This window comes from Mycobacterium sp. 012931, assembly GCF_000419295.1.
GTDB classification, from domain to species: domain Bacteria; phylum Actinomycetota; class Actinomycetes; order Mycobacteriales; family Mycobacteriaceae; genus Mycobacterium; species Mycobacterium marinum.
Genome location: NZ_AOPX01000001.1, coordinates 4,121,213 through 4,143,890 on the forward strand (window position 1 = coordinate 4,121,213; position 22,678 = coordinate 4,143,890).

Genomic DNA, 22,678 nt, shown 5'->3' on the forward strand with positions numbered 1-22,678 from the left:
GAAGGGAACTGCATTGGGGCACTACATCGCCAACGTCCGTGATCTCGAGTTCAACCTATTCGAGGTTCTCGATGTCGGCGCCGTCCTCGGCACCGGAAAGTACAGCGAACTCGATGCCGACACCGTTCGTACGATCCTGTCCGAAGCGGCGCGCTTGGCCGAGGGCCCGGTCGCCGAAACCTTTGCCGCCGCGGACCGCAACCCACCGGTATTTGACCCGGCCACCCACTCCATCAGCGTGCCCGATGAGCTAGTCAAGACCGTCCAGGCCATCAAAGACGCCGAGTGGTGGCGCCTGGGCTTGGCCGAGGAGATCGGCGGAATGCCCGCCCCTCCGCCACTGACCTGGGCCGTCAACGAAATGATCTTCTGCGCCAACCCGTCTGCGGGCTTCTTCATCCTGGGCCCGACGATGGCGCAATCGCTCTACGCCGAGGGCAACGAGGAGCAACGGCGATGGGCGGCAATGGGAATCGAGCGCGGGTGGCAGGCCACCATGGTGCTCACCGAGCCCGATGCGGGCTCTGACGTCGGCGCCGGCCGCGCCAAGGCCATCGAACAACCCGATGGCACCTGGCACATCGAAGGCGTCAAGCGGTTCATTTCCGGTGGCGACGTAGGCGACACGAGCGAGAACATCTTCCATCTGGTGTTGGCCCGTCCCGAAGGCGCCGGTCCAGGCACCAAAGGGCTGAGTCTGTTCTACGTCCCGAACTACTTGTTCGACCCCGACACTGGGGAACTCGGGCCGCGCAACGGCGTCTACGTGACCGGCCTGGAGCACAAGATGGGCCTGAAGTCCTCCCCGACCTGCGAGGTGACGTTCGGCGCCACCGACGTACCCGCGGTGGGTTACCTGGTCGGCGGGGTGCACAACGGGATCGCTCAGATGTTCACCGTGATCGAGCACGCGCGAATGACGATCGGGGTGAAGTCCTCCGGGACGCTGTCCACCGGCTACCTCAACGCACTCGCCTATGCCAAGGAGCGGGTGCAGGGCGCGGATCTGACCCAGATGACCGATAAGACCGCGCCACGGGTCACGATCATGCATCACCCCGATGTGCGCCGTAGCCTGATGACCCAGAAGGCCTACGCCGAGGGGCTGCGGGCGCTGTATCTGTATGCCGCAGCGCACCAGGACGACGCTGTTGCGCAACGGGTTTCGGGCGCGGACCACGACATGGCGCACCGCGTCGACGATCTGCTGCTGCCGGTGGTCAAGGGTGTCGGGTCGGAACGGGCCTACGAAATCCTCACCGAGTCGCTGCAGACCCTGGGCGGTTCCGGCTTCCTGTCCGACTATCCGATCGAGCAGTACATCCGCGACGCCAAGATCGATTCCCTCTACGAAGGCACCACCGCCATCCAGTCACTGGACTTCTTCTTCCGCAAGATCGTCCGTGACCACGGTCAGGCGCTGCAGTTCGTGACGGCTCAGATCACACAGACCATCGACAACGTCGATCCGTCGCTGAAACCGCAAGCCGAGCTGCTACAGACCGCGCTCGACGACGTCACCGCGATGACGGGCACACTGACCACCTACCTGATGTCGGCCGCCCAGCATCCGACCGACATCTACAAGGTGGGGCTCGGGTCGGTGCGCTACCTGCTCGCGGTCGGAGACTTGATCATCGGTTGGCGGCTGCTGGTGCAGGCCGGCGTCGCACACGCTGCGCTGGCCGACTCCCCCAGCAAGGACGACGAGGCCTTCTACAAAGGCAAGATCGCCGTGGCGACCTTTTTCGCCAAGAACATGCTGCCGAAGCTGACCGGAGTGCGGGCCGTCATCGAATCCATCGACGACGAGATCATGCGCATTTCCGAAGAAGCCTTCTGAGGCCCCTGACGTCAGAAGTCAAAAATTGTCTGCCCACCCCCGGTTGGGCAGGGAACGCCGGAGCCCTGACCGTTGTCTGATATGTCTGATATTGCACGGTGTTGAACGCGTAGCTGCTATTGCCGTAGGTGACGGCGCCCGAACCGGTGGGGGTGCCCAGAGACTGCAGATTGACGTCTTGAGGCCGGACCAACAGGCCACTGGCTCCGGTATCGACCGTCACGGCGATGCCGGGGCCCCCGCCGACCGAGATGGTCACCACTGGGTTGCCGTATTGGTCCACCCGCATCAGGATTTCGTTCGCGGGTAGCGGGGTGCCGGTGCCCGCGGCCCCGGCTTGGCCCCACAGCCAGCCCCCCAGGCCACCGGTGCCACCATCCCCGCCGCGCAGGCCGGCCCCGCCCATTCCGCCGTTGCCGATCAGACCTGCGTTTCCGCCCGCGCCCCCAGCCACGCCGGCATGCGTGCTGTTGCCACCGCTTCCGCCGTTGCCATACAACCACCCACCGGCTCCGCCGGGTGTCCCTATGCCTTGGGCGTTGGTATAGCCGTTGGCCCCGTTGCCGATCAGCGGACGTCCAGTCAACTCCAGAAATGGCCCGTTGACCAGGGCGGTCGATGCGTTGACCGCGTTCGAGAACAGCTGATTTGCGTTGGCGGACTCGGCACCGAGATATGCAGCCGCGTCGGCCGCCAGCTTGCTGGCCAACTGGTCATAGGCGGTTGCCAACTGACCTGCCAGCGCTTGGTACTGCTGACCGAAGCCTCCCAGCAGTGTTGCCGCGGCCGCAGAGACCGCATCGGCGGCCGCGGCGGTAAGTTCGGTGGTCGAAATCGCCGCCGCCGCGTTTGCCGCGTTGACCGAAGAACCGATGCCCTGCAAGTCGGCCGCCGCCGAAGTCACCAGCTCGGGCGCCACCACCAGAAGAGACACATAAGCCCCCTCACTCGCCAGCGACGGATGCCACACCTAGCCGGTAAGTCGACTTGGAACAGTGTGGTCGAAGTCACAGTCTAGATGTTGGCCACGGCCGAGCATAGGCCAGAAACAATACAGGTTAATGACCAACTGTATGGCGACAGATTGTCGGCCGGCGCGGGCCGACGGAGCGTCGAGTCAGACGGTAAAACCAAGGGCGCGCAGCTGCTCCCGCCCGTCCTCGGTGATCTTGTCCGGCCCCCACGGCGGGTTCCACACCCAGTTGATCTGCATCTCGTTGACCAGGCCGCTGCCGACCAACGCGCTGCGCGACTGATCCTCGATGACATCGGTCAGCGGACAGGCCGGCGAGGTCAACGTCATGTCGATCAGCGCGACGGTACCGTCCTCTCCTTCGGCCAGGTTCAGTCCGTAGACCAGCCCCAGATCGACGACATTGATGCCCAGTTCGGGGTCGACGACGTCGCGCATCGCCTCCTCGATGTCGGCGAGCATCTCTTCATTGGGAGCGGTGGTTTCACTCATCGCTGACCTCCTCCACGTGTTCGCCGCCTTCGGCTAGCGCATTTGCGGTAATAGCCTGGGCCAGTGCGTCTTTGAAGGCCATCCAGCCAAGCAAGGCACACTTCACCCGAGCCGGATACTTCGCGACGCCGGCAAACGCAACTCCGTCGCCCAGGACATCCTCGTCGCCCTGCACGGTTCCGCGCGAGGACACCATTTGGCTGAAGGCGTCGACGGTCTCGAGCGCCTCTGGCACCGTTTGCCCGATCACCTGCTGGGTCAGCACCGAGGTAGCGGCTTGGCTGATGGAACAACCTTGCCCGTCATAGGAAACGTCTGCAATCGTCGCCCCGTCATTGGACAGTGTGACCCGCAGGGTGACTTCGTCGCCGCAGACCGGGTTGACGTGGCTGACCTGGGTGGCGAACGGCTCCCGCAATCCACGATGCTGCGGGTGCTTGTAGTGATCGAGGATCACGTCTTGATACATCTGCTCCAGTCGCAACTTCAGCCTCTCCCAAAGAAATTCAGCGACCGCTGCACACCGGCCAACAGCCGGTTCACCTCGTCGCGGGTATTGTACACCGCGAACGACGCGCGCGCGGTTGCGGCTACGCCGAACTTGCGGTGCAGCGGCAATGCGCAGTGATGCCCGACCCGGACCGCGACGCCTTCGTCATCGAGCACCTGACCGACATCGTGGGCGTGCACCCCATCAACGACGAACGACACCGGCGACCCGCGGTTCTCCATCGACGTGGGTCCGATGATACGGACGCCCTCGATGGCCGAGAGCCCCTCGATGGCCGCGGCAACCAGGTCACGCTCGTGGGCTTCGATGACATCCATACCGATGGCGTCCAGATAGCGCGACGCTGCCGCCAATCCGACCACTTGGGAGGTCATCGGGGTGCCCGCCTCGAAGCGCTGGGGCGCGGGCACGTACGTGCTGGCCTCCATGGTCACCGTTTCGATCATCGAACCGCCGGTGAGGAACGGCGGCATCGCCGCCAACAGCTCACGACGGCCATAGAGCACACCGATTCCGTTGGGACCCAGCATTTTGTGTCCCGAGAAGGCGGCGAAATCCACATCAAGTTTGTGAAAGTCGACCGGCTGATGCGGCACCGACTGGCAGGCATCCAAAACCGTCAGCGCCCCCACCGCTTTGGCGCGAGACACCAATTCGGCCACCGGCGCCAACGCACCGGTCACGTTCGAATGATGGGTGAAAGTAACAACTTTGACGCGCTCATCGAGCTGCAGTGAATCGAGGTCGATACGCCCCTCGTCGGTCACCGAGTACCAACGCAACGTTGCCCCGGTGCGCCGGGCGAGTTCCTGCCACGGAATCAGGTTGGCGTGGTGTTCGAGTTCAGTGGTGACGATGACGTCGCCCGGGCCGATGGCTCGGTCGAACCGGCTGTCCCCCAGCACGTATGACACCAGATTGAGTGACTCGGTGGCGTTCTTGGTGAACACCAGTTCGTCGGGCTCGGCACCGACGAAGGCCGCGATGTCGGCTCGGCCCTGCTCGTAGGCGTCGGTGGCCTCTTCCATCAGCTGATGGGCACCGCGATGCACCGCGCCGTTGCACGTGATGAGAAATTCCCGCTCGGCATCGAGCACCTGCAGCGGGCGCTGCGATGTGGCACCGGAATCCAGGTAGGCCAACTGATTTCCGCTACGCATGACGCGCTGCAGGATCGGGAAGTCGGCCCGGATCGCCGCGAGGTCCAGACGCGCCACCGAGACAGTCATTTTCAGGCCCCTGCGGCCGCCGCTTGGGTAAAGCGGACGTACCCGTTCTGCTCGAGTTCGTCGGCCAGCTCGGGCCCACCGGACTCGGCGATGCGGCCGCCGACGAACACGTGGACAAACTCTGGACGGATGTAACGCAGAATGCGGGTGTAGTGGGTGATCAACAAGATGCCGCCGTGTTCTGCCTCCGCGTAGCGGTTTACCCCCTCGCTGACCACGCGCAACGCGTCGACGTCGAGGCCGGAGTCGGTCTCGTCGAGAATGGCGATCTTGGGCTTGAGTAGTTCCAGCTGCAGAATCTCATGGCGCTTCTTCTCGCCGCCGGAAAAGCCCTCGTTGACGCTGCGCTCGGCGAACACGGGGGCGATCTCGAGGGCGGCCATCGCGGCCTTGACCTCTTTGACCCAGTGCCGCAGCTTCGGCGCCTCGCCGCGGATGGCCGTCGCGGCCGAACGCAGGAAGTTCGACACCGAGACACCGGGCACCTCGACGGGGTACTGCATGGCCAGAAACAGTCCGGCTCGGGCGCGCTCGTCGACACTCATCTCCAGCACGTCGGCGCCGTCTAGCGTGATGGAACCCGATGTCACCTGGTACTTGGGGTGACCGGCGATGGCGTAGGACAACGTGGACTTGCCGGAGCCGTTGGGGCCCATCAAAGCGTGTGTCTCACCGGATTTCACGGTGAGATCGACGCCCTTGAGGATGGGAATCTCGCGCTCGCCCTCGGCGGCGTTGGGATTCTCGACGCTGACGTGCAGGTCCTTGATAATCAATGTGGTCATGAGGCTGCTGTATTTTCCGTCTTCTCTGTTGCCTGTGATTCGGTGATTTCCAGTTCGTGTTCAATGGCGCCGATCAAGCGTTCCCGCACCTCTGGAACCGCGATTTTGGAGATGATCTCGCCGAAGAAACCACGGATCACCAACCGGCGGGCCTGCTCTTCGGGGATGCCCCGAGAGCGCAGGTAGAACAGTTGCTCATCGTCGAAACGCCCGGTCGCACTGGCGTGGCCGGCGCCGGCAATCTCGCCGGTCTCGATCTCCAGATTGGGCACCGAGTCCGCACGAGCCCCGTCGGTGAGCACCAGGTTGCGGTTCACTTCGAAGGTGTCGGTGCCGGTGGCGGCGGCACGGATCAGCACGTCACCCACCCACACGGTGTGCGCGTCCGGCAGGGCCGACCCCGGATCGCCTTGCAGTGCACCCTTGTACAGCACGTTGGACTTGCAGTCCGGCTGAGCGTGATCGACCAGCAGCCGCGACTCCAGGTGCTGGCCGTCGTCAGCGAAGTACAGGCCCAGCAGGTCGGCATCGCCCCCGGGTGCGGTGAAGCGCACGTTGGCCGACATCCGCACCACTTCGCCGCCCAATGTCACGGTCACGTGGCGCAATACCGCGTCCTTGCCCAGCTTGGCGTGATGTGCGCTCAGGTGAACGGTGTCATCAGCCCAGTCCGCGATCCACACCACGGTGAGCCGGGCACAGTCGCCGACCACGAACTCGACGTTGTCGGCGTAGGTTCCACTGCCGCGGTGGTCGACCACCACGACGGCTTCACCCAGCTCCTCGACCCTGATCTGCAGGTGCCCGTAGGCAACCGCGCCTTCACCGGGGCCGGTGATGGTGATGTTTACCGGCTCGCCCAGCTGGGTGTCCCGCCCGACGGTGACCAACGTTGCCGAGTTGAACGATGAGAAAGCCTGGGCGGCAACACGATCGGCGGGAACACCGCCCTGGCCCAACCGCTCGTCGCCGCGGCGTACCGTCTCTACCCGCAGACCGGCCTGTTCACCGACGGTGAGCTGGGCACTGCCCGAGGCAGCTGCGGAGCCGTCGTGCAGACCGCGCAACCGCTTCAGCGGAGTGAACCGCCAAAGCTCGTCGCGGCCGTGCGGAACCTCGAAGGCGTCGACGTCGAAAGATGCGAAGAGCTCACCTTTGTTCAGTGCGGCGGCCGTCGTCAGATTGTCAACGGTCATCCGACCGCACCCTCCATCTGCAGCTCGATTAGCCGGTTGAGCTCGAGCGCGTACTCCATCGGCAGTTCCTTGGCGATCGGCTCGACAAAGCCGCGCACCACCATCGCCATCGCCTCGTCTTCGGTCAACCCACGGCTCATCAGGTAGAACAGCTGGTTTTCACTGACCTTGGACACGGTGGCCTCGTGGCCCATCGTGACGTCGTCCTCGCGGATGTCAACGTAGGGGTAGGTGTCACTGCGGCTGATCGTATCGACCAGCAGCGCATCACATTTCACACTGGACCGCGACCCGTGTGCACCCTTGTTGACCTGAACCAGGCCCCGGTAGGAGGTTCGGCCGCCACCGCGCGCGACCGACTTGGACACGATGTTGCTCGACGTGTTGGGCGCCAGGTGCAGCATCTTGGCGCCGGTGTCCTGGTGCTGGTCCTCGCCCGCGAACGCCACCGACAGCACTTCGCCCTTGGCGTGTTCGCCGGTCATCCACACCGCCGGGTACTTCATGGTGACCTTGGATCCGATGTTGCCGTCGATCCACTCCATGGTGGCGCCGGCCTCGGCGCGGGCCCGCTTGGTGACCAGGTTGTAGACGTTGTTCGACCAGTTCTGAATGGTGGTGTAGCGCACCCGCGCATGCGGTTTCACGATGATCTCGACGACGGCCGAGTGCAGCGAGTCCGACTTGTAGATCGGCGCGGTGCAGCCCTCGACGTAGTGCACGTAGGAACCCTCGTCGGCGATGATCAGCGTCCGCTCGAACTGACCCATGTTCTCGGTGTTGATCCGGAAGTAGGCCTGCAGCGGGATGTCGACGTGCACGCCCGGCGGGACGTAGATGAAACTTCCGCCCGACCACACCGCGGTATTCAGCGCGGAGAACTTGTTGTCCCCGGCCGGGATCACGGTGCCGAAGTACTGCTTGAAGATCTCCGGGTGTTCGCGCAGACCGGTGTCGGTGTCCAAGAAGATGACGCCCTGGGCCTCCAGATCCTCGCGGATCTGGTGGTAGACCACCTCTGACTCATACTGGGCCGCCACACCGGCGACCAGGCGCTGCTTCTCGGCTTCCGGAATGCCCAGGCGATCGTAGGTGTTGCGGATGTCTTCGGGCAGATCGTCCCAGCTGGCAGCCTGCTTCTCGGTGGAGCGCACGAAGTACTTGATGTTGTCGAAGTCGATGCCCGCGAGGTTGGAGCCCCAATTCGGCATGGGCTTGCGCTCGAAGATGCGCAGCGCCTTGAGCCGAGTTTGCAGCATCCATTCGGGCTCGTTCTTCTTGGCGGAGATATCGCGGACCACGGCCTCGGACAACCCGCGCTGCGCGGCCGCGCCGGCCGCGTCGGAGTCCGACCAGCCGTAGCCATAGTTGCCCAGTGAGGCGATGGCCTCATCCTGGGTCAGCGGTTCGGCCGCGGTCTTGGCTTCTGGTGTGAGTGTCATGCGGACGCTCCTCCGGTGCTCGTCAGGTGTTGGCGCGGGCTGGGCGCCGGGGTTAGGGGCACGTGGGTGGTGCAGGCACAGTCTCCGTTGACGATGGTCGCCAACCGCTGTACGTGAGTGCCGAGCACCTCCGCGATGGCCTGCTGCTCGGCTTCACACAACTCCGGGAATTCCTCGGCCACATGGGACACCGGGCAGTGGTGCTGGCAGATTTGCACACCGTGGATCGGCCCACCCACCCGGGTGGTTGTGGCGACGTAGCCCGTCTTGGTCAGTGCACTGGCGACACGCTCGGCCGCCGCTTCGACCGCGGCGTCGTCAGGGCTGGCAGCGGCCGGCACACCGGCCAGGATGGCATCGATCCGGCGCCGGGCGAACGTGCGCACCGCGTCATCACCACCGATTTCACGGAGTTGGCGCATCGCCGCCGCCGCCAGGTCATCGTAGGAGTGCTCGAGCTTGGCCCGGCCTCCCGGCGTCAGCCGGTAGCGCTTGGCGGGCCGTCCACGTCCCGCCTGCTGCCACGGGGCGGCAGGCGCGGATTCGGCGTCGCCCGCGTCGATCAAGGCATCGAGATGGCGACGTACACCGGCAGCCGAGAGCCCGAGCCGGTCCCCGATCTCGCCGGCGGTGATGGATCCGGATTCCAGGAGCAACCGCACGATGGCCCTGCGGGTGTGGCCATCCGACCCGGCCACCAGAGCTGCACTGTGGGCAGCACTGAACTCCGGTTGGATTTTCACAACACCAGTGTGACGCAATTCCGGGCATCGGTCTAGCAAGGATGCCCTGGCTAGGGGGTTGCGCTGGTCACACCCGAGCGACGCGACGGCACCGCGTGGTGTGCCGCTACGCTGCTCTGATGGCAGCCCGCCACCACACGCTGAGCTCATCGATCGCCAGCTTGCACGGCGACGAGCAGGCGGTGGGCTCGCCGCTGAACGCCGCCGAACTCACCGCACTGGCACGAACTCGCCTGTTCGGGGCCACCGGAACCGTCCTGATGAGCATCGGCGCGCTGGGTGCCGGCGCCAGGCCAGTAGTCCAGGACCCCACGTTCGGAGTGCGGTTACTCAACCTTCCGTCGCGAATACAGACGGTGTCATTGACCATGACGACCACCGGTGCGGTCATGATGGCGCTGGCTTGGCTGATGCTCGGCCGGTTCGCGCTGGGCAAGCGGCGGATGTCGCGCGGGGAACTGGACCGCACGCTGGTGTTGTGGATGCTGCCGCTGCTGATCGCACCACCGATGTACAGCAAGGACGTCTACTCCTACCTGGCCCAAAGCCAGATCTCGAGGGACGGGCTGGACCCCTACCGGGTGGGACCGGCATCGGGTCTGGGACTGGGCCACGTCTTCACGCTGTCGGTCCCCAGCTTGTGGCGGGAAACGCCGGCACCCTACGGCCCCCTGTTCTTGTGGATCGGCCGCGGAATCTCGGATTTGACCGGCGAGAACATCGTCGCCGCGGTGCTCTTCCACCGACTGGTGGTGTTGATCGGCGTGGCGTTGATCGTGTGGGCAACCCCACGCCTGGCCCAACGCTGCGGGGTGGCCGAGGTCAGCGCGCTATGGCTGGGCGCGGCCAATCCGCTGCTGTTCATGCACCTGGTTGCCGGCATCCACAACGAGGCACTGATGCTCGGACTGATGCTGACCGGCGCCGAGTTCGCGCTGCGAGGTCTTGACGCGCCGCGGCTCATACCGCTTTCCGGGCGGCCCCGTCCGGCGCCCAGGCGCGCCAGTAGCGCGGAGCGCAGCCGGGCAATCAAGGCTCGTGCCGCCGCCTGGGAACCGCTGGGCATGCTGGCGGGCGGGGCGATCCTGATCGCGCTGTCGTCGCAGGTGAAGTTGCCGTCGCTGCTGGCGCTGGGCTTTATCACGATGGCATTGGCGTACCGCTATGGCGGCACGATCAAGGCGCTGCTGGTGTGCGGCAGCGCGATGTCCGCGCTGGCGCTGTCGGTGATGGCCGTGGTCGGCTGGGCCAGCGGGCTGGGGTTCGGCTGGATGTCCACCCTGGGAACCGCCAACGTGGTGCGCAGCTGGATGTCGCCGCCAACGCTGCTGGCGCTGGGCACCGGGCAGGTCGGGATCCTGCTGCGCCTGGGTGATCACACCACCGCGGTGCTGTCGCTGACCCGCGCCATGGGCGTCTTGATCATCATGGTGATGGTCAGCTGGCTGCTGCTCGCCGTGTTCCGCGGCCGCCTGCACCCGATCGGAGGGCTTGGCGTCGCGCTGGGCCTCACGGTGCTGTTGTTTCCGGTTGTGCAGCCCTGGTATCTGCTCTGGGCGATCATTCCGATGGCCGCCTGGGCCACCCGCACCGGATTCCGGGTGGCAACCATCATCATCACCCTCATCGTCGGCATCTTCGGCCCTACCGCCAATGGCGATCGGTTCGCGCTATTCCAAATCGTTGATGCCACCCTGGCCAGCGCGATCATCGTGTTGGTGCTGATGGCCCTCACCTACCACCGGTTGCCTTGGAGGGCGCTGCCGGTCGAGTCGCCCCCTCCGGCCGAGGTGACCCAACCGGCGGAAGCGAGTCAGCAGGCCGAACCAAACCAACAGGGCGAATCGAATCAGCCGGAGACCGCGGACCCGGCCGCCAAGCCTCCGGCGACCCGGCGACCGACGTCGACAACCGACGCCTACGCTGACTCGACGTGAGCTCGGACCCCAAATACCCCGCAGCAGGCCGGGGCACCGAAATCGTGGTGAGGCTGCGCGGGGTCGGCAAACAGTACGGCTCTGTGACGGCGGTCTCCAACCTCGATTTGGAGGTGCGCGCCGCAGAGGTGATGGCCCTGCTGGGGCCTAACGGAGCCGGGAAGACCACAACCGTCGAGATGTGTGAGGGCTTCGTGCGCCCGGACGCCGGCAGCATCGAGGTGCTGGGGCTGGACCCGATCGCCGATAACGCACGCCTGCGGCCCCGCATCGGTGTGATGCTGCAGGGCGGGGGCGGCTATCCGGCGGCACGCGCCGGCGAGATGCTCGACCTGGTCGCTTCCTACGCCGCCGACCCGCTAGATCCACGCTGGTTGTTGGACACCCTCGGACTGACCGATGCGGCACGGACCACCTACCGGCGCCTGTCCGGGGGACAACAGCAGCGCCTCGCCCTGGCCTGCGCCCTGGTGGGGCGTCCCGAGCTGGTGTTTCTGGACGAGCCCACCGCCGGGATGGACGCTCATGCCCGCCTGTTGGTGTGGGAATTGATCGACGCCCTGCGCCGCGACGGGGTGACGGTGGTGCTGACCACCCACCAACTCAAGGAGGCCGAGGAGCTCGCCGACCGGCTGGTCATCATCGATCATGGCGTCATGGTGGCTGAGGGAACCCCGAGCGAATTGATGCGCAGCGGCGCTAAAGACCAATTGAGATTCACCGCGCCACCGCGGCTTGACCTGTCGTTGTTGGTGTCGGCGCTGCCGGAGGATTACCGGGTCACCGAGGTGACTCCGGGCGAATACCTGGTCGAAGGCAACGTCGATCCGCAGGTGCTGGCGGCGGTCACGGCGTGGTGCGCGCGCATCGACGTCCTGGCCACCGACATGCGGGTCGAGCAACGCAGCCTCGAGGACGTGTTCCTCGATCTCACCGGTAGGAAGTTGCGATCGTGACGCAGACCAACGGCGAAGGCACCTTTCCCGTAGGCACCTTCACCCCGGACCCGCGGCCGAGTGCCGTGCCCCGGATGCTGGCCGCTCAGTTCGGTCTGGAGCTGAAACTGCTGCTGCGCAACGGTGAGCAGCTGCTACTGACCATGTTCATCCCGATCACCCTGCTGATTGGTCTGACACTGCTGCCCCTCGGCTCTTTCGGCCAGCACCGAGCCGCCACCTTTGTGCCGGTGATCATGGCGCTGGCCGTGATCTCCACCGCATTCACCGGGCAGGCCATCGCGGTGGCATTCGACCGCCGATACGGGGCACTCAAACGGCTCGGAGCAACCCCGCTGCCCGTCTGGGGGATCATCGCCGGCAAGTCGCTGGCCGTCGTCGCCGTGGTGTTCCTGCAGGCAATCGTGCTGGGCGCCATCGGCTTCGCCCTGGGCTGGCGCCCGGCGCTGGCCGCGCTGGCGCTGGGTGGCGCGGTGATTGCCCTGGGTACCGCCGGTTTCGCGGCTCTCGGCCTGCTGCTCGGCGGCACGTTACGGGCCGAGATCGTGCTGGCGGTCGCCAACCTGATGTGGTTCGTGTTCGCCGGCTTCGGCGCGCTGACGGTCGAAACCGATGTGATTCCCACCGCGGTCAAGTGGGCGGCGCGGCTCACTCCGTCGGGTGCGCTCACCGAGGCGCTGTCGCGGGCGATGGTCCTGTCGGTGGACTGGTTCGGCGTGGTTGTGCTGGCCGTGTGGGGAACGCTGGCGGCGCTGGCGGCGCGGCGCTGGTTCCGCTTCACCTGATACCCGTTCTACTACGTGACGTAGTTGTCGCTACGATCGGGCGGTGGCCCTCGGACGAGTCTTGCTGCGGTTGGTTGACCTGCTCCCCGACCCGAGCCTGCGCGTTCAGCGGATCATCGCCGCGGCCGTCATCCTGACCCAGGGCGGCATCGCCGTCACCGGCGCAATCGTCCGCGTCACGGCCTCGGGCCTGGGTTGTCCGACCTGGCCACAGTGTTTTCCCGGCAGCTTCACCCCGGTGGCGGTCGCCGAGGTGCCCCGAATCCATCAGGCCGTCGAGTTCGGGAATCGGATGATCACCTTCGCGGTGGTCATCACCGCGGCGCTGGCCGTGTTGGCCGTCACCCGGGCACGGCGGCGCACCGAGGTGCTGGTCTATGCGTGGCTGATGCCGGCCTCCACGGTGGTGCAGGCCGTGATCGGTGGCATCACGGTGCGCACCGGGCTGCTGTGGTGGACGGTAGCCATCCATCTGCTGGCATCGATGACGATGGTCTGGTTGTCGGTGTTGCTCTATGCCAAAGTCGGCCAGCCCGACGAAGGCGTTGCGCACGAACTTGTGGTCAGGCCGCTGCGCGCCCTCGCCGTGCTCAGCGCGGTGAATCTGGCCGCGGTCCTGGTAACGGGCACGTTGGTGACGGCGGCCGGCCCGCATGCGGGCGACAAGAGCCCCAGCCGGACGGTGCCGCGACTGAAAATCGAGATCACCGATCTGGTGCACCTGCACTCATCGCTGCTGGTTTCCTACCTCGCGTTGCTGGTCGGGCTGGGGTTCGGGCTCCTGGCCGTCGGCGCCACCCACGCGATCCTGCGGCGGCTGACCGTCCTGGTGGTGTTGGTTTTCGCCCAAGCCGGTGTGGGCACCGTGCAGTACTACACGGGAGTGCCCGCCGCTCTGGTTGCCGTCCACGTGGCGGGGGCCGCGGCCTGTACCGCAGCGACCGCGGCGCTATGGGCGTCGATGCGAGAACGGACCCAGGCCGAGGCCTCCCAGGGCTGACTGGACGCTCAGCGCGAACTCACGCTGGGCCCGGTCTCGGGTGGCTGTGTCCAAGCGCCGCCAGCCCAACGACGGGTCGATCAATTGCAGTTCCAGTAGCCGAGTACCGACCAGGTGGGCCCGGGCGCAGAGCAGCTCCCCCGCCTGCACGCCGGCCGCGGCGGCCGCGGCCCGCAACGCCGCAGCACCGATATCCCAGATCTCGAAGTCCGGCTCGCCCTGACGTAGCGCGTTTTCCTGGGTGGTGAACGCGTGCGAGGGCCGCCCACCCACAAAAATCAGCACCGCCTCGGGAACCGGATCACCGACGTGCACCAGCGCCGATTGTCCTGCCGCGTGGAGTTCATCGACATATTCCGCGGCCTTGGCGTGATCACTGAAACGCCGCGTGCCGGTGCCTACGCCGGGGCCGATGAACACCTGAGGTGCTGGCAGCGACCGCAACCGCTCCCCCGGCCGGCACATCTGGCTGGGTAGCATCGGCACGCCCCTGTTCGCCAGGTCGTCCAAGTAGCGCCGGTGTGCATTCCAGGCCACCACCGCGGGCGGGTTGAGCAGATTGCGGACGCCGCCGGTCCAGGCCACAAACTCGTCGAGCCGACGGGCGTAGTCGCGGGTGGCCCGCAGGATCACCAGGTCCGCGCCACTGATGTCGGGATCGTCCCACGACAACCAATGCGCGTGCAGACCGCGGCGGCGCAGGGCCGCAACCAGCCCGGCGTCGTCGCCATCACCGGCTGGTTGGTGCGGCCAACCCGCCAAGACGACGCGCGGATGGAAGACGTCCGGCCGGGCCAACTTCATGGTCGGGCATGATAGCGGCGTGCACGCAATTGAAGTCAGCCAAACAGGCGGTCCCGAAGTCCTCAGCTACGTCGAGCGGCCGCAACCCGAGCCCGGTCATGGCGAGCTGGTGATCAAGGCCGAGGCGATCGGTGTCAACTTCATCGACACCTACTTCCGGTCGGGAAGTTATCCACGGGAGCTCCCGTTCGTCATCGGCTCGGAGGTATGCGGAACCGTGGTAGCCCTCGGCCCGGGCGCCACGGCGGCCGATGCCGGCGGGATTGCTGTGGGCGACCGCGTGGTCGGCGCCTCCGCGAACGGCGGCTACGCCGAATTCTGCACTGCACCGGCGGCTCTGACCGCCAAGGTGCCCGACGGTGTCAGCGCCGAAGTGGCCGCATCGGCACTGCTGAAGGGCCTCACCGCGCACTATCTCCTGAAGTCGGTGTACCCGGTTGCCGACGGCGACGCCATCTTGGTGCATGCCGGCGCCGGCGGCGTCGGGCTGATTCTGACGCAATGGGCTACTCACCTGGGGGCACGGGTGATCAGCACCGTCTCAACTCCGGAAAAGGCCAAGCTCCCCAGGGATGCCGGCGCGGCCGAAGTGCTGGACTACCCTACCGACGCTTGGCAGTTCGGCGGACAGGTGCGCGCCCTGACTGATGGTGCCGGTGTGGCCGCCGTCTACGACGGAGTCGGGGCAACGACGTTCGACGCCAGCCTGGCCAGCCTGGCCGTACGCGGGACGCTCGCATTGTTCGGCGCCGCCAGTGGTCCCGTTCCTCCAGTCGAACCGCAACGGCTCAATGCGGCCGGCTCGGTGTATCTCACCCGTCCGTCGCTGTTCCACTTCATCCGCACCGCCGAGGAATTCAGCTGGCGGGCCAGCGAACTTTTCGACGCGATCAGCAGCGGGGTAATCACCATCGAGGTTGGCGGGCGGTATCGGCTGGCCGATGCGATGAAGGCCCATCAAGATCTGGAAGCCCGCAAGACTATTGGGTCGGTCGTGTTGTTGCCCTAGCCATTTCGGGGCAACTCGGGCAGCAACTGCCGAAGCGCCGGACGCCCCCAGACTCAGGGCCGCTGTTCCGGCGGGGTGCGGTCGTCTGGTTTGCCTGCCCCACTCGCGGCGGGATTGCCGGGTTGTTTGCTGCGCCACTGCAAAACCTCGAGAGCGACGGCAACGCGAACCGTGGTGTCCTCGAGAGGCTTGGGAAGCAGGCGCTGCGCGGTTTCGAGTCGGTGCATCAACGTGTTGCGATGGGTGTACAGCAGCCGCGCGGCACGAGATGCATTGCACTGTTGGCTGATAAAGGTCAGCAGGGTGTGTTGCAGAGCCGGGGAGGCTTCCTCGAAGTCGCCGAGCGTGTTCTTGATGAATTCATCCGCACCGTCCGGGTTCTCGGTGAGCAGGGCAATCATCTCGACGTCGCCGAAGAAGGCAACTTGCTGGGGTGAGCGCAGCCGGATCAACATGCGTGCGGCGGTAAGCGCATCGCGGCGGCTACGACGGAACCCGTCAACTCCCGGTTCGGTGGTTCCGATGGCGATGCGCACGTGCGGCAATTCGCGCATCACCTGACGAATCTGACTGCAGTCGAAGACATCTACGTCACGCACCCAGACCCAGCGTGTCGTGGCGGCAGACATGATGGCCAGCGAGCTTGCGCACCCGACGGCATTGCAGAACGCGTCCACGGCTCGGTCCAGGTCGCGGTGGTCACCGTTGGGGCGGTCACTCCAAATGATGGCGGCGGTATGCGACCGATCCAGGGGGTAACCCAACCGGGATTCGGCGGAATCGCGGCTGATGGGTGCGCCATTGAGAAGCAGCACGACAATGCGGCGGCGCTCGGCGCAGATATTGCGCGACAGCTCGTGGTGCTCGAGCTCCATTTGCGCGGCGATGCCCGCAAGCGTGGTGTCGATGAACGCCGCCGCCGACCGAAACGGCACATCGAGCAGTTCGCGCAGCTCCTGGGGGTCGGTGGTGAGGCCGAACACAATGTCGGTCCACCGCTGCCAAGCCACGTTTTGCCCGACGCGGTAGACATCGAGAGCCAGCGTGTCAAGGCCGAGGCGTACCAAATCCCTGGCCATCCGCAGCGGCTCGGCACCCAGGTTCGCCGGTACCGGGTCGCCCGGATTTCGCAGGTTGGACGCCGCGAAGTGGCGTAGGTTGGCGCGACTCGCCCGGCTGATGACGGTCGCCAAATCCGGGTTCTCGGCGATTGGCGGCGCTGCGGCCAGCGTCGCACGGTCGAATTCTTCGAGCCATTGTTGACTGGGGTTGAGCGCAACCCGCGCCGCTTCACGGATCAGGTCACGCACCCGCGGCGATAACTCGCGTGACTTCACAGGACGATATTAAGTCACTTGGGCCAAATTCATCGGCTCTTTGTACTGCATAGAGCAGCTCGCGGGACACCGGCGCGACGGCGCCAGTGGAACAACGAGTTACGGCGCTGCCGGGGTTGACGGCCCGCTAGCTGAATCGAACGGTGCTTCCCGGCAACAGCCGCTCCACCCGTCCATGGCATTCCACTTCGACCGGCGGCACATCACGCGGCTCGACGCTGATCTCCGCACCCTTCCCACTTACCCTCAGATGTAGGTGGTTACCACGGTAGTGAATCGGAAATCCAAGTGCACCAAGGTATTCCGGCCAGTGCGGGGACAACACAATGCGATCGGCACGGATCTCCAGTCCGGTGAAGCAGCGTTGCACGAAGTCCACGCTGCCGGCCATCGCGGCCAGGTGGACGCCCTCCGCGGTGGTGCCGCCCTGGATGTCGGCAACGTCGGACTCGAGCACCTGCTGAAAGAACTCTAGGGCGCGATCCCGATTGGCGCGGGCCAGCACCCATCCGTGAACCGCGGCGCTCAGCGTCGACCCATGGGAAGTACGCGCCATGTAATAGTCCACCATCTCCGGGATCTGGTCCCGTTCCATGTGGTAGCCGAGCCGGTCCAGCAACTCCCCCAGTTCGTCCGCGGACAACAGATAGAGCAGCATCAGCGCGTCGGCCTGCTTGGACGCCCGATAGCGATTGACATCGTCGTCCTCGGCTTCAAGGATGCGGTCGAGCCGCTGGATGTTGCCGTATCGCTGCCGGTAGGCGTCCCAATCCAGTTCCGCCAACTGCTCATATCCGTCAAACTGGCTGATCACGCCGTCGTGGAACGGGACGAACATGCGCCGGCTCACGTGGTCCCACTGCGCCAGCTCCTCTTCGGTCAGTGCCAGCTTTTCGTACAAATCCAACCGGTTCGGCAGCGGCATCAGCAGCAGCGCGTCGATCGCCCGCAGGATCACCCAGGCCGCCATCACATTGGTGTACGCGTTGTCGTCCACGCCGTCGTAGGGCCGGTCGGGGTAACCGGAATGGAATTCATCGGGTCCGATGACGCCCTTGATGTGGTACCGATCGCGCTCGGCATCATAGGTCGCCCTACTCACCCAGAATCGGGCTATCTCGGCCATCATCTCGGTCCCGTAATCGATCATGAACGCGAGATCGCCGGTGACTTGGTAGAACTGCCAGACGTTGTATGCGACGGCGATGCCGATATGGTGCGCACGGTGGCTGGCATCGGGTATCCATCGGCCCGACCGCGGGTTCAGGTGCTGCTCGGGGCTTTCCTCTCGCCCGTCGCTGCCGGACTGCCACGGATACATCGCACCGCGGTAGCCGGCCAGTTTGGCCGCGCGCTGGGCCTCGAGCAGGCGCCGGTAGCGATACAGCAGCAGCGATCGGGTCACCGCGGGAAGGCGCAGGTTCAGCACCGGGAAGATGAACAGCTCGTCCCAGAAAATGTGTCCCCGGTAGGCCTCACCGTGCAGCCCGCGGGCTGGGACTCCGACATCGAGATCCGCACTGTTGTAGGACACCGTCTGCAGCAGGTGCAGCAGGTGCAGGCGCAATACGCGCAGTTCTTCGGTGTGGTTGGAGAATTCGATCGACAACCGTTCCCATAGATGCGACCAGGCAATCCGGTGGGCGTCACAAATCTCGGCAAACCGTCCCTGGCGACCGAGTCGGCGCTCGGCTCCGATGGCCGGGTGTGAGGTGGCCACATCAAGCCCGCTCACCAAGGTGACGATCTTCTCCACGGTCAACGGCTGGCCCAGTTTGGCCTCGGTGAAGATCTCGTGGCCGATTTCGAATTCCTCGTCGAGCAACCGGTACGTTGCCGCGACCGGCTCGTCCGCGCGCCACAGGCTGGTCCTGGCCGCCACCGCGACCGGGATCTTCGACTGCGTGGTCTCCACGGCCATCGACACCGAATTCTCAGACAGCACAGCCTTTTGCAGACCCTGCAGATGATTGCTGGCCAGATTTCGGTACCGCTCCACCCCGGAATTGCGGACGTTGCCGTCGATGGTGGACCGGATTTCGATCGTCCCCGACCAGTCGTGGCCGACGATGGTGGTTTGCAGCGCCGCCACATGCGCCTGGTTCATCGAAACGAAGCGGTGCTGGGTTACCGAACTGGTGCGCCCGGCGTCGTCACGGAAGGTCAGCTCCCGGGTCAGCACCGCACCGCGCAGGTCAAGCGTCTGACGGTAGGACAACAACGTCACCGCGTCGACGTCAAACCAGTCGCCGCCGTCGATCCGGAAGGTCAGTGGCAGCCAGTTGGGCAGGTTCACCAGGCTTTCGTGAGCTGTCCTGGTACCCCCGATCAGGTCGTCCAGCCGGTTGAACACGCCGCCGGCATATGTTCCCGGATAGTGGACCTGCCCCGCCTTCGATTCGGGTGCGGCACCGCGGGTGGCGAAGTAACCGTTGCCGACGGTGCACAGCGCTTCGCGCAGCTTCTCGTTGGGCGGATCGTAGCCTTCGAATGTGAAAGTCCAACCGCGCGACTGCGTCTCGTGCGCATGCGCCAGCCACCCGGCGCCGCGTCGAACGAAGTCACGGACTTCGTTTGGGTTGCGCAGCGTGAAGTTGGCGGCGGTGGGTCGGTCACCGTCCTCGTCGTGACGGACCACGATCCCCACGCCGCTGAACCGCAGCGCATCGAACGCGTCCTCATCGGTGAGGTCATCACCCACGTACATCGGCAGCACCCGCGAGTCTTCGAAGATGAGCGAGCGAATCCAGGCCAGCGCGGCACCCTTGTCCCAGTCGATGTCGGGTCGCAGCTCGACGACCTTGCGGCCACTGGTCACCCGAAGGCCATATTCGCGGCGGTATCGGTGGGTGGTCGCGATCACCTGGGCCACGTGCTCACGGGCGACATTGCGATAGTGCACCGCGACGCCAAAACGCTTGTGTTCGACACTCACGCCCGGGATCTGGGCCAGCTCGTGACGAAGGTCCTTGGCCGCACTCGCCAGCACGTCAACCGCGGCGGCGGCCGCCTCATGCTGGTGGTGAGTACCGTCAGGCGCGATCAGCTCGAAGCCGTGGCTGCCCGCGTACCAGATGCCCGGTACCCCTACCCGGTCGCGGATGTCGGTCAAATCGCGGCCGGACAGAATCGCGACCGGGCATTGGGTCGACAAGTGCGCCAGCGCCTCGGCGGCGCCATCGACCAGGGTGGCGGCATCGGGCTCCGACACGATTTCGGACAGCGTGCCGTCGTAGTCCATACAGACGAACAATTGCCGACCGGCGACCATCCCGATCACCTGACCGTAGGAATCCAGCGCGTTGGGGCACTGAGATAGGCGTTCGTCGCCGGTACGCACGGTGACTTCGGCAAGATCGGCAGCGACGACGTCCGCGCCGCGGCGCAGGAGTTCCTCGGCCCGCCCGTCCCGGTCAAATCCGATGACGAAGGCGAAGCCGCACTCGCGGGCAGCCTCCACCCCGCCATCCATGCCGGCCACGACTGCCAACCGTTGGACAGCGGCCCCCAACTTGGCGGCGGCAGCCGAGAGGCCGACGCAGTAGGGCTTCGCCCGCGAGGCTTGTGGCGGTGCACTGACTTGCTCTGGCTCGAACAACCCTGCCGCATCGAGCACTCGCACGCTCTCATCCGCGGGCGAATAGACGGCGGTTCCCACTCCGACCTGCCAGAGCTTTCGGGCCAGTGCGACGGTCGGCTCCCAGATCGACTGTTCGTGTCCGTCCCCGTCGAGGACGAAGATCACTCCATCGTGGCGACGCGGATCGATCGTGAACGACTTCATCTTGGCGATCCCCTAGCCCGAGTGTGTTGTCGCCCCATGGTCGCGCGCACCCGCAGCGAAATGAACGTCTTCGCACCCATCGGAGCACTTCGGCCAAGGATTGGTGACAAAAGTCCCGGCCGCTGACCCCATCCTGCTGGGCGCACAGCGCTACCCGGCCTAGTAAGCGCGCTACCTCCAACCCGCTAGTTGGCTCCCCGGGATGCAGGGCTCCGGCGTTGTTGATTAGCAGGCTTGTGAGCTGGGTTGATGATCTTTGGTGCCGCGCTATTGGGGCCGGAGTGTAGGCACGGGCTATCTGGAGAACGATCGAGTTGGTTACTGTTCGTCGTTGGTCTGGAGTTGCCCGTGCCTACCGTTTCAGTATTGCCTGTGTCGTCGGTTCCAGCAGGGCTCCGGCGTTAACGCCGGAGCCCTGCGGGTCACCTGAACAGCCGGGATGCCAAGAAGCGGCCCTGGGTGAATTACATACCCAACTCAAAAAAAGTTGGTGTGACGCTGAAGACCACCGTTCTGACGAAGGCATGGCCGAAGTTTTTCCCCCATGTGTCGCAATCCGCGATCGCGAACGGCTTCTACGACGATCTGGAGTCGCTGCAAGGCCAGGGTGACATTTTCTACCTCGGCGGCGCCCCGGGTTTCGAGAGTCTCGAGCACACGATCACCTATAGCTACGGGCTGGTCGACCAGCATTTCCCGGCAATCCGCTCGGGCAGCTAGCGATCGATCACCGAAAGGCAGCGGGAAATACCGGTTGAGATTCACCACGCCGGGCCGGTGCCACCGGTGCGCTGCACGGTTAGCCGAGCAGCGTCGGCAGCCCGATCGCCGAGTCGACGGCCAGCGCGCAGAACACCAACGCCAGGTAGTTGTTGGATTGCAGGAACAACCGCAGCGGCTTGACCGCCTCGCCGGCGCGCACTCCGGCGTAGAGCTGATGCGCCATGGTCAAAAACCACGCCCCCGCCACCGCGGCAACCGCCGCGTAAAGCCACCCAGCCGCCGGCGTCAGCGCCAACGTTGCCAACACGGTCAGCCAGGTATAGATCAGGATCTGCTTGGTTACCTGACGTTCGGTCGCCACGGCCGGCAGCATCGGCACGCCGGCCTCTTTGTAGTCGTCCTTGTACCGCATCGCCAACGCCCAGGTATGCGGCGGCGTCCAGAAGAAGATGATCGCGAACATCGCCAGCGCCGGCCAGGCGAGGGTGCCCGTGACCGCGGACCAACCGATCATCACCGGCATGCACCCGGCGGCCCCGCCCCACACCACGTTTTGCGACGTGCGGCGCTTGAGCAACAGCGTGTAGATGAACACGTAGAACGCCACGGTGGCCAGGGCCAACAGCCCGGACAACAGATTGGCACTCAACCACAGCCAGAAGAACGAAATCACGGTCAGCGCCAAACCGAAGATCAGCGCGCTTCTGGTCGGCACCGCGGCTCGTGCGAGCGGGCGGCGCGCCGTGCGCTTCATCACCTTGTCGATATCGGCGTCGGCCACACAGTTGAGCGTGTTGGCGCCGGCGGCAGCCATCATGCCGCCGATCAGCGTGTTCGCGATGATCAACCGATGAACGGCACCGCGGTCGGCCAGCAGCATCGCCGGGATCGCGGTAACCAACAACAGTTCGATGACCCGCGGCTTGGTCAACGCCAGATAGGCCAGCACCGTACCGAGCACGCGGCTCCTCCACGTGCCGGTACCCGGCTCGCTACGCTGCCGGGCGGTGCCAGCTACCTGGCCCGGCGCGACGCGCCCGTGAACGCTCACGCAATAACTCCTCGAGGATTCGCAGCCGCGCACAGCTTCTACTACGCACGATGGTAGACGGCACCACCACAGCAGCAC

19 protein-coding genes are annotated in these 22,678 nt (G+C 65.4%); 7 read left to right on the forward strand and 12 right to left on the reverse strand.

Annotation, left to right across the window (positions count from 1 at the left end):
• Positions 1-13 precede the first annotated feature (13 nt).
• Entirely contained in the window at positions 14-1,843 is a 1,830-nt protein-coding gene (locus MMSP_RS18065; RefSeq protein ID WP_011739954.1) for an acyl-CoA dehydrogenase, read from the forward strand.
• Here the strand turns inward: MMSP_RS18065 and MMSP_RS29605 are convergent.
• The 8 genes from MMSP_RS29605 to MMSP_RS18105 form a co-directional block, all read right to left on the reverse strand.
• Entirely contained in the window at positions 1,815-2,777 is a 963-nt protein-coding gene (locus tag MMSP_RS29605) for a PE domain-containing protein (RefSeq protein ID WP_304412617.1), read from the reverse strand. The genes MMSP_RS18065 and MMSP_RS29605 overlap by 29 nt on opposite strands.
• A gap of 183 nt (positions 2,778-2,960) precedes the next feature.
• Positions 2,961-3,308 carry a metal-sulfur cluster assembly factor gene (locus MMSP_RS18075; protein WP_011739953.1) on the reverse strand — a complete coding sequence of 116 codons (348 nt, stop codon included), beginning with the start codon at positions 3,306-3,308 and terminating at the stop codon, positions 2,961-2,963.
• On the reverse strand, positions 3,301-3,798 hold the full coding sequence (gene sufU, locus MMSP_RS18080; protein ID WP_085979812.1) for a Fe-S cluster assembly sulfur transfer protein SufU: 498 nt from the start codon (positions 3,796-3,798) through the stop codon (positions 3,301-3,303). The genes MMSP_RS18075 and sufU overlap by 8 nt, the downstream gene beginning before the upstream one ends.
• Positions 3,795-5,048, reverse strand: a complete 1,254-nt coding sequence (locus tag MMSP_RS18085) for a cysteine desulfurase (protein WP_036426691.1) — start codon at positions 5,046-5,048, stop codon at positions 3,795-3,797. Before MMSP_RS18085 ends, sufU begins: the two co-directional genes overlap by 4 nt.
• Positions 5,049-5,050: 2 nt before the next feature.
• On the reverse strand, positions 5,051-5,833 hold the full coding sequence (gene sufC, locus MMSP_RS18090) for a Fe-S cluster assembly ATPase SufC (RefSeq protein WP_020787799.1): 783 nt from the start codon (positions 5,831-5,833) through the stop codon (positions 5,051-5,053).
• Positions 5,830-7,029 carry a Fe-S cluster assembly protein SufD gene (sufD, locus tag MMSP_RS18095; protein WP_020787800.1) on the reverse strand — a complete coding sequence of 400 codons (1,200 nt, stop codon included), beginning with the start codon at positions 7,027-7,029 and terminating at the stop codon, positions 5,830-5,832. Before sufD ends, sufC begins: the two co-directional genes overlap by 4 nt.
• Entirely contained in the window at positions 7,026-8,471 is a 1,446-nt protein-coding gene (gene sufB / locus MMSP_RS18100; protein ID WP_012394022.1) for a Fe-S cluster assembly protein SufB, read from the reverse strand. Before sufB ends, sufD begins: the two co-directional genes overlap by 4 nt.
• Positions 8,468-9,253 (reverse strand): metalloregulator ArsR/SmtB family transcription factor, encoded by a 786-nt coding sequence (locus MMSP_RS18105; protein WP_086085739.1) that lies wholly within the window; start codon positions 9,251-9,253, stop codon positions 8,468-8,470. Before MMSP_RS18105 ends, sufB begins: the two co-directional genes overlap by 4 nt.
• A gap of 80 nt (positions 9,254-9,333) precedes the next feature.
• Here MMSP_RS18105 and mptB point away from each other — a divergent pair, with 80 nt between their 5' ends.
• The 4 genes from mptB to MMSP_RS18125 all read left to right on the forward strand — a co-directional run bounded on the left by mptB (position 9,334) and on the right by MMSP_RS18125 (position 13,892).
• Positions 9,334-11,151, forward strand: coding sequence for a polyprenol phosphomannose-dependent alpha 1,6 mannosyltransferase MptB (mptB, locus tag MMSP_RS18110; protein ID WP_036426693.1), 1,818 nt, complete (start codon positions 9,334-9,336; stop codon positions 11,149-11,151).
• Positions 11,148-12,107 (forward strand): ABC transporter ATP-binding protein, encoded by a 960-nt coding sequence (locus MMSP_RS18115; RefSeq protein WP_020787803.1) that lies wholly within the window; start codon positions 11,148-11,150, stop codon positions 12,105-12,107. Before mptB ends, MMSP_RS18115 begins: the two co-directional genes overlap by 4 nt.
• The gene (locus tag MMSP_RS18120; RefSeq protein WP_012394018.1) at positions 12,104-12,892 is read left to right on the forward strand and encodes an ABC transporter permease; all 789 of its coding nucleotides are present in this window, start codon (positions 12,104-12,106) and stop codon (positions 12,890-12,892) included. The genes MMSP_RS18115 and MMSP_RS18120 overlap by 4 nt, the downstream gene beginning before the upstream one ends.
• Before the next feature lie 70 nt (positions 12,893-12,962).
• Complete coding sequence (locus tag MMSP_RS18125) at positions 12,963-13,892, forward strand: heme A synthase (protein ID WP_011739943.1); 930 nt, start codon at positions 12,963-12,965, stop codon at positions 13,890-13,892.
• Here MMSP_RS18125 and MMSP_RS18130 read toward each other — a convergent pair.
• On the reverse strand, positions 13,842-14,696 hold the full coding sequence (locus tag MMSP_RS18130) for a hypothetical protein (RefSeq protein WP_015356094.1): 855 nt from the start codon (positions 14,694-14,696) through the stop codon (positions 13,842-13,844). The two genes, MMSP_RS18125 and MMSP_RS18130, sit on opposite strands and share 51 nt — an antisense overlap.
• A gap of 19 nt (positions 14,697-14,715) precedes the next feature.
• Here MMSP_RS18130 and MMSP_RS18135 point away from each other — a divergent pair, with 19 nt between their 5' ends.
• Positions 14,716-15,705 carry a quinone oxidoreductase gene (locus MMSP_RS18135; protein ID WP_020787806.1) on the forward strand — a complete coding sequence of 330 codons (990 nt, stop codon included), beginning with the start codon at positions 14,716-14,718 and terminating at the stop codon, positions 15,703-15,705.
• Positions 15,706-15,758: 53 nt separating this feature from the next.
• Here MMSP_RS18135 and MMSP_RS18140 read toward each other — a convergent pair whose 3' ends face one another.
• Both MMSP_RS18140 and otsB read right to left on the reverse strand, forming a co-directional pair.
• Positions 15,759-17,042: a CdaR family transcriptional regulator gene (locus MMSP_RS18140; protein ID WP_020787807.1), complete on the reverse strand. Its 1,284-nt coding sequence runs from the start codon at positions 17,040-17,042 to the stop codon at positions 15,759-15,761.
• Between the two features lie 127 nt (positions 17,043-17,169).
• Complete coding sequence (gene otsB / locus MMSP_RS18145) at positions 17,170-20,826, reverse strand: trehalose-phosphatase (RefSeq protein ID WP_020787808.1); 3,657 nt, start codon at positions 20,824-20,826, stop codon at positions 17,170-17,172.
• Positions 20,827-21,318: 492 nt separating this feature from the next.
• On the opposite strand from otsB, the gene MMSP_RS18150 reads away from it, so the two are divergent.
• Positions 21,319-21,546, forward strand: coding sequence for a hypothetical protein (locus MMSP_RS18150; protein ID WP_036426695.1), 228 nt, complete (start codon positions 21,319-21,321; stop codon positions 21,544-21,546).
• A gap of 79 nt (positions 21,547-21,625) precedes the next feature.
• On the opposite strand, the gene MMSP_RS18155 is transcribed toward MMSP_RS18150, so the two are convergent.
• On the reverse strand, positions 21,626-22,600 hold the full coding sequence (locus MMSP_RS18155; protein ID WP_084472605.1) for a heme o synthase: 975 nt from the start codon (positions 22,598-22,600) through the stop codon (positions 21,626-21,628).
• Between the last annotated feature and the right edge of the window lie 78 nt (positions 22,601-22,678).